The organism is Pseudomonas sp. GXZC (genome assembly GCF_026967615.1).
In the GTDB taxonomy this organism is placed as follows: Bacteria; Pseudomonadota; Gammaproteobacteria; order Pseudomonadales; family Pseudomonadaceae; genus Aquipseudomonas; species Aquipseudomonas azotoformans_A.
In genome coordinates this window covers 2228700-2241887 of record NZ_CP114115.1, presented here as the reverse complement: position 1 = coordinate 2241887, position 13188 = coordinate 2228700, and the positions used below count along the sequence as shown (strand labels likewise).

At 59.0% G+C, this 13188-nt stretch carries 13 protein-coding genes; 3 read left to right on the top strand and 10 right to left on the bottom strand.

The window, feature by feature from the left end; translation table 11 throughout:
• Positions 1 to 12 precede the first annotated feature (12 nt).
• Positions 13 to 429, top strand: a complete 417-nt coding sequence (locus tag OZ428_RS10735) for an OsmC family protein (protein WP_033897639.1) — start codon at positions 13 to 15, stop codon at positions 427 to 429.
• 64 nt (positions 430 to 493) lie between these two features.
• A complete protein-coding gene (locus tag OZ428_RS10730; RefSeq protein ID WP_269133340.1) occupies positions 494 to 1360 on the top strand; it encodes a pirin family protein in 867 nt (288 codons plus the stop codon).
• Positions 1361 to 1458: 98 nt separating this feature from the next.
• Here OZ428_RS10730 and OZ428_RS10725 read toward each other — a convergent pair whose 3' ends face one another.
• From OZ428_RS10725 to OZ428_RS10710, 4 genes are all read right to left on the bottom strand, one after another.
• Positions 1459 to 2181 carry a dienelactone hydrolase family protein gene (locus OZ428_RS10725; RefSeq protein ID WP_269133339.1) on the bottom strand — a complete coding sequence of 241 codons (723 nt, stop codon included), beginning with the start codon at positions 2179 to 2181 and terminating at the stop codon, positions 1459 to 1461.
• A gap of 66 nt (positions 2182 to 2247) precedes the next feature.
• Positions 2248 to 4152 (bottom strand): molecular chaperone HtpG, encoded by a 1905-nt coding sequence (htpG, locus tag OZ428_RS10720; RefSeq protein ID WP_269133338.1) that lies wholly within the window; start codon positions 4150 to 4152, stop codon positions 2248 to 2250.
• Between the two features lie 89 nt (positions 4153 to 4241).
• Positions 4242 to 4694 carry a PaaI family thioesterase gene (locus OZ428_RS10715; protein ID WP_033897636.1) on the bottom strand — a complete coding sequence of 151 codons (453 nt, stop codon included), beginning with the start codon at positions 4692 to 4694 and terminating at the stop codon, positions 4242 to 4244.
• A complete protein-coding gene (locus tag OZ428_RS10710) occupies positions 4691 to 5167 on the bottom strand; it encodes a PaaI family thioesterase (RefSeq protein WP_033897635.1) in 477 nt (158 codons plus the stop codon). Before OZ428_RS10710 ends, OZ428_RS10715 begins: the two co-directional genes overlap by 4 nt.
• Before the next feature lie 156 nt (positions 5168 to 5323).
• Between OZ428_RS10710 and OZ428_RS10705 the strand changes: the two genes are divergently transcribed.
• Positions 5324 to 5575, top strand: coding sequence for a hypothetical protein (locus OZ428_RS10705; RefSeq protein WP_010211724.1), 252 nt, complete (start codon positions 5324 to 5326; stop codon positions 5573 to 5575).
• 91 nt (positions 5576 to 5666) lie between these two features.
• Here OZ428_RS10705 and OZ428_RS10700 read toward each other — a convergent pair whose 3' ends face one another.
• From OZ428_RS10700 to odhB, 6 genes are all read right to left on the bottom strand, one after another.
• Entirely contained in the window at positions 5667 to 6404 is a 738-nt protein-coding gene (locus tag OZ428_RS10700) for a DUF599 domain-containing protein (RefSeq protein WP_033897634.1), read from the bottom strand.
• A 144-nt stretch (positions 6405 to 6548) separates the two neighbouring features.
• Complete coding sequence (brnQ, locus tag OZ428_RS10695; protein ID WP_269133337.1) at positions 6549 to 7862, bottom strand: branched-chain amino acid transport system II carrier protein; 1314 nt, start codon at positions 7860 to 7862, stop codon at positions 6549 to 6551.
• Between the two features lie 309 nt (positions 7863 to 8171).
• Positions 8172 to 9053: a succinate--CoA ligase subunit alpha gene (gene sucD, locus OZ428_RS10690; protein ID WP_010166265.1), complete on the bottom strand. Its 882-nt coding sequence runs from the start codon at positions 9051 to 9053 to the stop codon at positions 8172 to 8174.
• Positions 9053 to 10219 (bottom strand): ADP-forming succinate--CoA ligase subunit beta, encoded by a 1167-nt coding sequence (sucC, locus tag OZ428_RS10685; RefSeq protein ID WP_003210567.1) that lies wholly within the window; start codon positions 10217 to 10219, stop codon positions 9053 to 9055. Before sucC ends, sucD begins: the two co-directional genes overlap by 1 nt.
• 204 nt (positions 10220 to 10423) lie before the next feature.
• Positions 10424 to 11860 carry a dihydrolipoyl dehydrogenase gene (lpdA, locus tag OZ428_RS10680; protein ID WP_016979560.1) on the bottom strand — a complete coding sequence of 479 codons (1437 nt, stop codon included), beginning with the start codon at positions 11858 to 11860 and terminating at the stop codon, positions 10424 to 10426.
• Between the two features lie 99 nt (positions 11861 to 11959).
• Positions 11960 to 13180: a 2-oxoglutarate dehydrogenase complex dihydrolipoyllysine-residue succinyltransferase gene (gene odhB / locus OZ428_RS10675; RefSeq protein WP_269133336.1), complete on the bottom strand. Its 1221-nt coding sequence runs from the start codon at positions 13178 to 13180 to the stop codon at positions 11960 to 11962.
• Positions 13181 to 13188 lie beyond the last annotated feature (8 nt).

Sequence of the window (13188 nt, the reverse complement as noted above, 5' to 3'; positions counted from 1 at the left end):
GTGAGGTTTACCATGCCTGTTACCGTGAATACCCTGAACCAGGACAACTTCCGTCATAGCGTCAATATCAATAACCACGAGTTGTTTACCGACCTGCCCAAAAGCCTGGGCGGCGACGATTCGGCGCCCTCCCCCCACGACTACTTCGATGCTGCGCTGGCGTCGTGCAAAGCCCTGACCGTCAAGCTCTACGCACAGAAGAAAGACATCCCGCTGACCGGCGTGACCGTGGAAGTCACCCACGACGCCACTGAAGAGCAAAAGGGCAAATACAAACTCAACGTCAAGCTGACGCTCAAGGGCGTGCTCACCGACGAGCAACGCGACGAACTGCACCGTGTGGCCGATCGCTGCCCGGTGCACAAGCTGATGACCACTGCCGAAGTCACTATCGAGACAAAACTGTCGGAAGGAGCCTTCAGCCAGTAGCGGCAACATCCTACCGAGCGGGTTATGCTCAGCAGCATCTAACCCGCTCAGACTGGGACGTACCATGACCGCCCTTACCGTGATCCGCCCTCGCCCCGAAGATGTCGAAGGCCAACCCATCCTGCGCCCGCTGCCGTCGCGGGAATGCCGCAGCGTCGGGCCCTTTGTGTTTTTCGACCATATGCTGCTCACCCGCTATGCACCGGGCGATGGCATGAATATCCGCCAGCATCCGCATATCGGGCTGTCGACCCTCACCTATCTGTTTGAAGGCGCTTTGCAGCACAAGGACAGCCTGGGTTCAGACCAGGTGGTACAGGCCGGTGATGTGAGCTGGATGACCGCCGGCAGCGCGATTGCCCATGTCGAACGCACCCCCGAGCCGCTCAAGGCCAGCGGTTTCAGCCTGCACGGGCTGCAAGTGTGGCTGGCCTCGCCCAAGGACCATGAGACGGGACCGGGGCATTACAGCCACCACCCGGCAGCAAGCCTGCCGGTGAGTGACAACCTGGGCGTGCAGGTCCGCATGATCGCGGGCGATGGGTTCTGCCTCAAGTCGCCGGTGCCGGTGCTGTCACCCACGCTGTATGCCGAAGTGCAGATGCAAACGGCCACGACGCTGCTGATTCCGGATGAGCATGAGGAACGTGCGGTGTATGTGCTGGAGGGCGAAGCGCAGTTGGACGGTGAACTGCTTGAGGTGCATAGCCTGGTGGTCTTGCCCACCGGTCAGGAGATGACGCTGTTCGCCGAGAGCGATTGCCACTTGGTGGTGTTTGGCGGCGCGCCGCTGGATGGGCCGCGGCGGATCAATTGGAATTTTGTCGCGAGTGATCCGGCGGTGATCGAACAGGCCAGGCAGCGCTGGGCGGCTGGGGATTGGCCGACGGTGCCGGGTGAGTCTGAAAGAATTGAGTTGCCGGTGAGATAGCATTCGCGAGCAAGCCCGCTCCCACATTTTGATTTGTGAACACCCTCAAATGTGGGAGCGGGCTTGCTCGCGAAGAGGCCAGCACAGGCGCTGAAATATCAGCCCTGGAACACTTCATCCAACAAATCATGCATCGACTTGAACGCCCGCTTGGCCGTCTTCGCGTCATACATCATCTTGCCCGGCACATTGGCATGGGGATCGGTGAAGGAATGCACCGCGCCGCCGTAGCTCAGCAATTGCCAATCCACACCGGCCGCGTTCATTTCATCTTCGAACGCCGGCAGTTGCGCTTTCGGCACCAATGGGTCGGACGCACCATGCAGCACCAGCACTGAACCCTTGACGTGCTTGGCACCGGCCGGGTTCTGGGTGTCGATGGTGCCGTGGAACGAGACCGCCGCCTTCAAGGGCGCACCGGTCCGCGCCAACTCCAGCGAGCAGAAGCCGCCAAAGCAGAAGCCGAAGGTCGCCAGCTTCGAGGTATCCACCTCGGCCTGGCCCTGCAGTTGATCAAGCGCTGCTTGCATGAGCTTGAGCAGCTTAGGGTGGTCATTCTTCAACGGCATCATCGCCGCGCCAGCTTCATCGCCATTCGACGGACGCACGGTCTGCCCGTACAGGTCGGCGATCAGCACCACGTAGCCCTTGCTGGCGACGCTCTTGGCGATCTCTTCGGCGCCCGCACTCACCCCCATCCAGTTCGGCGCCATCAGCAGGCCCGGCAGCGGGCCCTTGTGGCTGGCATCGAACGCGAGGCGGCTTTCATAAGACTGGCCATCAATCTGATAGACCACGGAACGTACAGTGACTTGGCTCATCATTTACTCCAGTTGAGGTGCACTAGAACGAAAAAACCCGCCGAAGCGGGTTTTTCTACATCAGGGTCAAACCGACAGTTCAACCAACAGCTTGTTCAGGCGGCGCACATAGGCGGCCGGGTCTTTCAAGCTGTCGCCAGCGGCCAGGGCCGCTTGGTCGAAGAGGATGTGCGACAGGTCGCCAAACCGCTCTTCGCTTTGCTCGCCGTCGAGTTTCTCGATCAGCGGGTGAGCCGGGTTGAATTCGAAGATCGGCTTGGAATCCGGCACCTTCTGGCCGCTGGCTTCGAGGATCTGGCGCATCTGCATGCCCAGGTCCTGCTCGCCGATAGCCAGGATCGCCGGGGAGTCGGTCAGACGGTGGGAAACCCGCACTTCGCTGACCGCCTCGCCCAGGGACGCCTTGATCCGCTCAACCAGGCCTTCTTTGGACTTGGCGACTTCTTCGGCTTCTTTCTTCTCTTCTTCGGAGTCCAGGTTACCCAGGTCCAGGTCACCACGGGCCACGTCGACGAACGACTTGCCGTCGAACTCGTTGAGGTAGCTCATCAGCCACTCATCGATACGGTCGGTCAGCAGCAGCACTTCGATGCCTTTCTTGCGGAAGACTTCCAGGTGCGGGCTGTCTTTGACCGATTCGTACTTCTCGCCGGTCAAGTAGTAGATCTTGTCCTGACCTTCCTTGGCGCGAGCCAGGTATTCAGCCAGGGACACCACTTGCTCGCTGCTGTCGCCCAGGGTGGAGGCAAAACGCAGCAAGCCAGCGATTTTTTCTTTGTTGGCAAAATCTTCCGCCGGACCTTCTTTCATGACCTGGCCGAAGTTTTTCCAGAAGCCTTTGTATTGCTCAGGCTCGTTCTTCGCCAGTTTTTCCAGCATGTCGAGGACACGCTTGGTCAGCGCCGACTTCATGGAGTCGATGATCGGGTCTTTCTGCAGGATTTCCCGCGACACGTTCAGCGACAAATCGTTGGAGTCGACCACGCCTTTAATAAAGCGCAGGTACAGCGGCAGGAAGGATTCCGCCTGGTCCATCACGAACACGCGCTGCACATAGAGCTTCAGGCCTTTCGGCGCTTCACGCTGGTACAGGTCGAACGGGGCGCGGGCCGGTACGTAGAGCAGCGAGCTGTATTCCAGCTTGCCTTCGACCTTGTTGTGGCTCCAGCTCAGCGGGTTTTCGTAGTCGTGACCGATGTGCTTGTAGAACTCCTGGTATTCCTCGTCCTTGATCTCGGTACGCGGACGGGTCCACAGGGCGCTGGCGCGGTTGACCACTTCCCATTCCTGGGCAGGAGCCTCTTCGCCTTCGGCAGCCGCTTGTTCTTTCGGCAACTCGATTGGCAGGGCGATGTGATCGGAGTACTTCTTGACGATGTTGCGCAGGCGCCAGCCATCGGCAAATTCGTCTTCACCGTCTTTGAGGTGCAGGACGATACGGGTACCACGGTCGGCCTTGTCGACAGTGGCGATTTCGAATTCGCCCTCGCCTTTGGACGACCAGTGCACGCCTTCGCTGGCGTCGAGGCCGGCGCGACGGCTGAACACTTCCACTTGGTCAGCCACGATGAAGGCCGAATAGAAGCCCACGCCGAACTGGCCGATCAGGTGCGAATCTTTCTTCTGGTCGCCCGACAGGTTCTTCATGAAGTCAGCCGTACCGGACTTGGCGATGGTGCCCAAATGGGTAATCGCGTCTTCGCGGCTCATGCCGATGCCGTTGTCTTCGATCGTGACGGTCTTGGCGTCCTTATCAAAGCTCACACGGATTTTCAGTTCGGCGCCACCTTCCAGCAACTCAGGCTTGGACAGGGCTTCGAAACGTAATTTGTCGACAGCGTCAGAGGCGTTCGAGATCAATTCGCGAAGGAAAATTTCCTTGTTGGAATACAGCGAATGGATCATGAGGTGCAGCAGCTGCTTCACCTCGGTCTGGAAGCCCAGGGTTTCCTTTTGAGTTTCCACACTCATGGTCATCAAACTCCAATTGGATGGCAGTGGCCGCGCCCTTGAGGGTTGGCGGCGGGTTGTCATCAAAGTTGGGGGCTAAGACCAGGATTTCAAGGGCGGCCCTGTTCCTCGATCTTGAAATGCGCCCGAGCAGTGGCGATGGGCTCGGCCGCCGTGCTTTGCCAGGCGGTGATCGCCACGTTCGCCACCCGTCGGCCCTGGCGCCACACCTGGCATTTGGCGTACGTGTCGCGAAACTGCCCGGCGCGCAGGTAATCCAGGGAAAAATCGATGATTTTCGGGATGCCCGGCGCGCCCGTGAACACCAGCAGGTGCAGCGCCGCCGACAGCTCCATAAAGCCTGCGATCACGCCGCCGTGCAGCGCCGGCAATATGGGGTTACCAATATTGTCCTTGTTGGCCGGCAGGCGGAACAGCAGCTCATCCCCCAGCCGCGTGCATTCAATACCGATGAGCTTGGCGTAGGGAATCAGATCGAGCAGCGCCTCGTAATCGCCACGCTCATGGGCCTGCTCCAGGCGGGTCTTGAATCGGTGCGTCATACCTGCTCTCCCTTGACCGTACTGCCCAATCCTTGGGTGCCCTTGAGGCGCTTGCCCATGCGCATGAACGTGCCCACCACATGGGCAATGGGTTGCTGGGGGTCGTCCTGATAGGCGAAGCCACGGGTGAAGATCACGTCGGTGGTCACCCGGTAGCATTGAGCGAACCCATACACGGGTTTGTGGGGTGCCGCGGGATGCATGTAGTCAACGCGCAGGTCGAGGGTCGGACACACTTCGAATTCCGGCAGCACACACAGGGTGGCCATGCCGCAGGCGGTGTCCATCAGGGAGGTCAGCGCGCCGCCATGGATCACGCCCGACTGGGGATCACCGACCAAATGCGCCGCGTAGGGCATGATCAAGGTGATGCCCTCCTCGCTGGCCTGATGAGCGGTAATGCCCAGCACCTGACAATGGCGCAAGGCTGAAACAAAGCGCGTCGCGCGCTCTAACAGGGGGTTTTCGGTCATTCGTTCCAGACTCTTATTAGTGTTGATTCGCGAAAGGGGTGGGCGGGTAAAAGTTCCGGTTAGTCAGGGATTTATATATCTATGGAATAAAAGGAACTAATGCCGAACCGCCATGCTCGAAAGGCCAGTAGATATCTTCAATAAGGAGAAACACCCATGCGCAAGACTTTAGCTATTTCCATGATGCTCGCCGCTGCCCTCGGTCTCGCTGCCTGCGACAAAAAATCCGAAGACAAAGCCCAAGACGCCGCCGCGCACTCTGAGCAAGCTCAGAAAGATATGGCGAAGGCTCAGGATAAAGTGAACGACGCTGCGAAAGAAAACGCCGATGCTGCCAAAGCTCAGGCTGAATCGAACGAAGCCGCCGCAAAAGAAGCAGCACCTGCTACCCCTGCTACCGGTTCTTGAGACCGCGGCTTGAAATAGCTTGGCTGCAAAAAGAAAGCCCGCTTAGATAGCGGGCTTTTCTTTGTCTGGCGTTTTTATTTAAAGGCCTTAGTTAGCCCACTTCTTTAGCCGGCTCCGGCGGCGGCGTGTCCGTCTGCGTATACACCATCACTTGCAGCACGTCGGAATGAAACTCCCGACGGTACAGCACCAACACCACCCCACTGCTCATCAACATGAACAACCAAGGGCTGACAAACCACGCCAGCATGGTCATGCCGAAGTAATAAGAACGCAGGCCGAAGTTGAACTGGTTGGCCGCCATGGAAATCACCCGCGCCGCGCGCAGGGCAAACGCATTGCGCTCCTGCTCCGACACATGCCGCTCACCGATCATCGGCGCCGAGCCCACCAGCACCGCCGCGAAGTTGTACTGGCGCATGCACCAACTGAACGTGAAGAACGCATAGACAAACACCAACGCCAGGCACAACAGCTTGATCTCCGACATGCCCTGGGACGCCTGCTGCACCATGGGGATATCCGCCAGCAACGACACCGCGCGCTCTGAAGCGCCGAGCACGGTGAGAATGCCAGCGAGGATGATCAAGGTGCTGGAGGCGAAGAACGAGGCATTGCGTTCCAGGTTGCCGATCACGCTGGCGTCGGCGATGCGGTTGTCGCGCAGCAGCATGCGGCGCATCCAGTCTTCGCGATACAGGTGCAGCACACTGGCCAGGCAGGCCGTGTCGCGGGCTTTCCAGGTGGCATAACGGGTGTAGCCACCCCAGCACAGGACGAACCAGAGCGCGGCAAGCAGATGGATCTGATTGGTTTCGATAAACGACATGCGGGTCCTTATGACGAGCGCGTTTCAACTTGAAGTTTTCCTAACCCCTTCGACGTTAGCCCAAGCTAAAAGACACTGCCTGACGCCCAAAAAAAATGCCCCGTATCGATTGATACGGGGCATTTCGGCAGAGCCTTCAGCGGATCAAGCGATCGCTTCGCTGCGCTTGCCAAGCATCCGATCAATCACCACAGCCACCACCAGGACCATCACCGACGGCACCAGCCAGGCCAGGCCTTGCTCACTCAGCGGCAGGTGGGTCAGTTGCGCCGGCAACCAGTCCGCGAAACCGGCGCCCTTGAGTGCGTCGATGCAACCAAAGATGAACGACACCAGCATGACCGGACCGACAATGCGGCCCTGCTCCTGCCAGAAGTCTTTGCAGAAGCTCAAGGCCACCAGCACGATGCACGGCGGGTAGATCGCTGTGAGCACCGGAATCGAGAACGCGATCAGCTTGGTCAGGCCCAGGTTGGAGACGAACAGCGAGAACAGCGCCAGGATGACCACCAGCGTCTTGTAGGACAGCGGCAGGATACGGCTGAAGTACTCGGCGCATGCGCAAGTCAGGCCCACGGCAGTGACCAGGCACGCCAGGGAGATCAGCACGGCCAGGAAGCCGCTGCCCAGGGAGCCGAAGGTGTGTTGTACGTAAGCATGCAGCACCGCTGCGCCGTTGCTTGCGCCCGCGGCAACCGCATGGCTGCCCGAACCCAGGCGGAACAGGCTGACGTACACCAGCGCCAGACCCACACCGGCGATCAGGCCGGCAATGATCGCGTAGCGGGTGATCAGCTTCGGCGACTCGACGCCACGGGAGCGAATAGCGTTGACGATCACGATGCCAAACACCAGGGCACCCAGGGTATCCATGGTCAGGTAACCATTGATGAAACCTTGGGAGAACGGTGCAGCCACGTATTCCGGAGTAGCGACGCCCACTTCACCGGCCGGCAAGGCAAAGGCGGCGATACCGAGGACGGCCAGTGCGATGATCTTCAGCGGTGCGAGGAAGCGACCGACGGTGTCCAGCAAACGCCCTGGGTACAGGGAAACGAAGAACACCACCAGGAAATACACCGAGCTGTAGAGGAACAGCGCCAGCGGGCTTTCGCCGGTCAGCGGCGCCAGGCCCACTTCAAAGGACACGGTCGCGGTACGCGGGGTGGCGAACAGCGGCCCTACCGCCAGATATGCCGCCGCCGCGAGCAGGCCACCGGCGATCTTGCCGATCGGGCTGCTCAGCGCGTCCATACCGCCACCGACCTTGGCCAGGGCGATCACGGTGACCACCGGCAAACCCACTGCGGTGATCAGAAAGCCCAGCGCTGCCATCCAGACATGAGGCCCAGACTGCAAACCAACGATAGGCGGGAAGATGATGTTGCCGGCGCCCACGAACAGGGCAAACGTCATAAAGCCCAACGCCAGGACATCCTGGCTTTTCAACACTTTCATTTCGGGAAATACCACACTACTGAATCGGAATTTAGAGAGGGATTCCCTATGGATGAGGGAAATACTGCCGGCCCTTATGGGAGCCGACCGGTCTAGCGCGGGGCTTCCTTTTGGGATGCGCACGCATAAAGAGGCGGGTAGGTTACAGAATCGGGCTGACAAACGCACTGTTGCGGGGCGGACTGTCCGATAAGCGACATCTTAATGTCGCGTTTTCATACTTAAATGATCGATCAGCAACCCCCAGAAAGCACAAAGGCCACCCGAAGGTGGCCTTTGTGTTGGTGAAGCGTCAGCTAAGCGCGAGGCTTACTTGACAGCCCAACCGGTCAGCTCGGACAAAGCCTTGCCGATGTCTGCCAGCGAACGCACGGTTTTAACGCCTGCGTCTTCCAGGGCAGCAAACTTCTCGTCTGCAGTACCCTTGCCGCCAGAGATGATTGCGCCAGCATGGCCCATGCGCTTGCCAGCAGGGGCAGTCACACCAGCGATGTAGGAAACAACCGGCTTGGTCACGTGTGCCTTGATGTAGGCAGCCGCTTCTTCTTCAGCCGAACCGCCGATCTCACCGATCATGACGATCGCTTCGGTCTTCGGGTCTTCCTGGAACAGTTTCAGGATATCGATGAAGTTCGAGCCTGGGATCGGGTCACCGCCGATGCCGACGCAAGTCGACTGACCGAAACCGGCGTCAGTGGTCTGCTTCACAGCTTCGTAGGTCAGGGTGCCGGAACGGGAAACGATACCGACTTTACCTGGCAAGTGAATGTGACCTGGCATGATGCCGATCTTGCATTCGCCTGGAGTGATCACGCCTGGGCAGTTAGGGCCGATCAGGGTAACACCCAGCTCGTCGCACTTAACTTTAGCGTCCAGCATGTCCAGGGTAGGAATGCCTTCGGTGATGCAAACGATCAGCTTGATGCCGCCGAATGCCGCTTCCAGGATCGAGTCCTTGCAGAAAGGAGCCGGAACGTAGATCACGCTGGCGGTGGCGCCAGTGGCAGCTACAGCATCTTTCACGGTGTTGAACACTGGCAGGCCCAGGTGTTCGGTGCCGCCTTTGCCCGGAGTTACGCCGCCAACCATCTTGGTGCCGTATTCGATGGCTTGCTGGGTGTGGAAACTACCTTGCGAACCGGTAATACCCTGGCAGATAACTTTGGTGTCTTTATTGATCAGGACGCTCATTACTTGCCCTCCGCAGCTTTGACAACTTGTTGAGCAGCGTCGGTCAGGCTGGTAGCCGCGATGATGTTCAAACCGCTTTCTGCCAGTACTTTAGCGCCCAGTTCAGCGTTGTTACCTTCAAGGCGGACAACAACCGGGATTTTAACGCCGACTTCTTTCACTGCACCGATGATGCCTTCGGCAATCATGTCGCAACGAACGATGCCGCCGAAGATGTTGACCAGTACGGCCGCGACGTTGGAGTCGGACAGGATGATCTTGAAAGCTTCGGTTACGCGTTCTTTGGTAGCACCACCGCCCACATCGAGGAAGTTGGCTGGTTTGCCGCCATGCAGGTTGACGATGTCCATGGTACCCATGGCCAGGCCAGCACCGTTGACCATGCAACCGATGTTACCTTCCAGGGCTACGTAGTTCAGTTCGAACTTGGCAGCGTGCGCTTCGCGCGGATCGTCTTGCGACGGATCGTGGAAAGTCTTCAGCTTAGGCTGACGGTACATGGCGTTGGCGTCGATGTTGATCTTGGCGTCCAGGCAGTGCAGATCGCCGTCAGCCTTGATCACCAGCGGGTTCACTTCCAGCAGGGCCAGATCGTGATCCTGGAACAGTTTGGCCAGACCCACGAAGATCTTGGCGAACTGGGCAACTTGCTTGCCTTCCAGACCCAACTGGAAAGCCAGCTCGCGACCCTGGAATGGCTGAGCGCCAACCAGTGGATCGATAGTGGCTTTCAGAATTTTTTCTGGGGTTTCTTCGGCGATCTTCTCAATGTCCACGCCACCTTCGGTGGAAGCCATGAACACGATGCGACGGCTCGAACGGTCAACGACAGCGCCCAGGTACAGCTCTTTAGCGATATCAGTGCACGATTCAACCAGGATCTTGGTGACTGGCTGGCCATTGGCATCAGTCTGGTAAGTCACCAGACGCTTGCCCAGCCACTGCTGTGCGAAGGCCTTGGCGTCTTCTTTGCTGCGAACCAGCTTAACGCCGCCCGCTTTACCGCGACCACCAGCGTGGACCTGGGCTTTGACAACCCACTCAGTGCCGCCGATTTTGTCGCAAGCTTCTGCTGCTGCTTCCGGGGTGTCTACTGCGTAGCCCTTGGAAACTGGCAGGCCGTATTCAGCGAACAGCTGCTTACCCTGATACTCGTGAAGATTCATGCTTTTTACCGTCTTCGTTAGGTACTGCGCATTCGGCGCTGCGCTCATTATGAGTGCCGCGCCACCTGTGACTGCTGCTTGCGCAACTTGCGGGGCTCAAGGCCCGTAAAGCTGCGCAAGGCTGCGTCCAGCGGATATTCCGCGGTGAGTCTTGCGCGCAAGGCTCACGACGGGCAACTCCGCCGTGGTTTCTTATTATCTCGCTTAGCGCTTCTTGCGGTTGGCGATGTGGATGGCGCCGCCATTCACAGCCAACGCTGCTTCGTGCAACGCTTCGGACAGGGTCGGATGGGAGAAGACCATCATGCCCAGGTCCTCGGCACTGGTGCCGAATTCCATACCGATCGCGCCTTGCTGAACCAGTTCTGCAGCGCTCGGGCCAATCACGTGGACGCCCAATACGCGGTCAGTCTTGGCATCAGCGATGACTTTGACAAAACCACCGGTGTCGTTGGCTGCCATGGCACGGCCAGAAGCGGCAAACGGGAAGGTGCCGACGTTAACTTCAACGCCTTCAGCTTTCAACTGCTGTTCGTTCTTGCCGACCCATGCAATTTCCGGGTGGGTGTAGATAACCGATGGGATCAGGTCGTAGTTCATCTGGGTCTTGTGGCCCTTGATGCGCTCGACAACCATGATGCCTTCTTCGGAAGCCTTGTGCGCCAGCATCATGCCGCGAACCACGTCGCCGATGGCGTAGACGCCAGGCACGGTGGTTGCGCAGTGATCGTCAACGTGCACGTAGCCGCGCTCGTCGAGGGTCACGCCGCTGTCGGCTGCCAGCAGGTCGGTGGTCACTGGACGGCGACCCACCGCTACGATCAGCTTGTCGAAAGTGATGGTTTTTTCACCATCCTTGTCGGTGTAGTTGACGACAACTTCTTCACCGTTGACTTTCGAGCCGGTCACGCGAGCGCCCAGCTTGATGTCCAGACCTTGTTTGGTCAGGGTTTTCAGTGCTTCTTTGGACACAGCGGTGTCGGCAGCCAGCAGGAACGTGTCCAGGGCTTCCAGCACAGTCACTTCGGAACCCAGGCGGGACCATACCGAACCCAGTTCCAGGCCGATCACGCCAGCGCCGATCACGCCCAGGCGCTTAGGCACAGCCTGGAATTCCAGGGCGCCGGTCGAATCAACGATCACGTTCTGGTCAACGGGAGCAGGCGGGATGTCGATTGGACGCGAACCTGGAGCCAGGATCACGTTCTCGGCTTCGATGATTTCGGTCGAGCCGTCTGGCTTGGTGATTTCAACTTTCTTGCCAGCCAGCAGCTTGCCGTGGCCTTGCAGGGAAGTCACGCCGTTGGCCTTGAACAAGGTGGCAACGCCGGAAGTCAGGCCTTTAACGATGTTGGCTTTACGGCCGACCATTGCTGGCACGTCCATGGTTACGCCAGCATGGTTGATGCCGTGGATCGCGAAACCGTCTTGGGCTTCGTGGAATTTCCAGGAGCTGTCCAGCAGCGCCTTGGAAGGAATGCAACCGACGTTCAGGCAAGTACCGCCCAGCGCCAGTTTGCCTTCCTTGTCGGTGTATTTTTCGATGCAAGCAGTCGAGAGGCCCAGTTGTGCGGCCTTGATGGCAGCAACGTAGCCGCCAGGACCTGCACCAATCACTACAACGTCAAATTTCTGCGTCATGAAAATAGTTCCTCTATTCAGCGACAAGCTTCAAGCGACACGTTGCAAGCCAAGCTGCTTTTTCCTACAGCCTGTAGCTCGCAACGTGCAGCTGCGTCTTTAGATGTCCAGCAGCAGACGAGCCGGGTCTTCCAGCAGGTTCTTGATGGTCACCAGGAAAGTCACGGCTTCTTTACCATCGATCAGGCGGTGATCGTACGACAGCGCCAGGTACATCATCGGGCGGATCACGACTTGGCCGTTGATGGCCATCGGACGCTGGATGATGTTGTGCATGCCCAGGATTGCGGCTTGTGGCGGGTTGACGATCGGCGTCGACATCATCGAACCGAAGGTACCACCGTTGGTGATGGTGAAGGTACCGCCGGTCATCTCGTCGATGGTCAGCTTGCCGTCACGGGCTTTCTTGCCGAAACCGGCGATGCCGCCTTCGATTTCAGCCAGGCTCATCAGCTCGGCGTTACGCAGTACCGGCACCACCAGGCCACGGTCGCTGGACACGGCTACGCCGACGTCTGCGTAGCCATGGTAAACGATGTCGCCGCCGTCGATGGAAGCGTTGACAGCCGGGAAGCGTTTCAGCGCTTCGGTGGCCGCTTTCACGAAGAAGGACATGAAGCCCAGACGTACGCCGTTGTGGGACTTCTCGAACAGATCCTTGTACTTCGAACGCAGGGCCATGACTTCGGTCATGTCGACTTCGTTGAAGGTGGTCAGCATCGCCATGTTCGACTGGGCTTCAACCAGACGCTTGGCCACGGTGGCACGTACGCGAGTCATCGGTACACGCTTCTCGGTGCGGTCGCCAGCGGCGAACACTGGAGCAGCGGCAGCCGGGGCAGCAGCCTTGGCAGGTGCGGCAGCTGGAGCGTTTTTCTTGGCTTCAACAGCCGCAACCACGTCTTCCTTGGTGATGCGACCGTCTTTGCCGGTGCCTTTGACGGACGCCAGGTTGATGCCGTTCTCTTCAGCCAGCTGACGGGCAGCCGGTGCAGCGATCGGGTCTTCAGCGCCAACAGCCGGAGCGGCGGCAGGGGCAGCGGCGGCTGCCGGTGCTGCAGCAGGAGCAGCGGCAGCAGCGCTGCCCTCTTCGATCGAGCCCAGTACCTGGTTCGACAGAACAGTAGCGCCTTCTTCAGCAACGATTGCGCCCAGCACGCCGTCAGCTTCGGCCAACACTTCCAGCACGACTTTGTCGGTCTCGATGTCGACGATCAGGTCGTCACGCTTTACAGCGTCGCCTGGTTTCTTGTGCCAGGTGGCAACGGTGCCATCGGCAACCGATTCCGGGAATGACGGGGCTTTGATTTCGATAGCCATTATCTGTG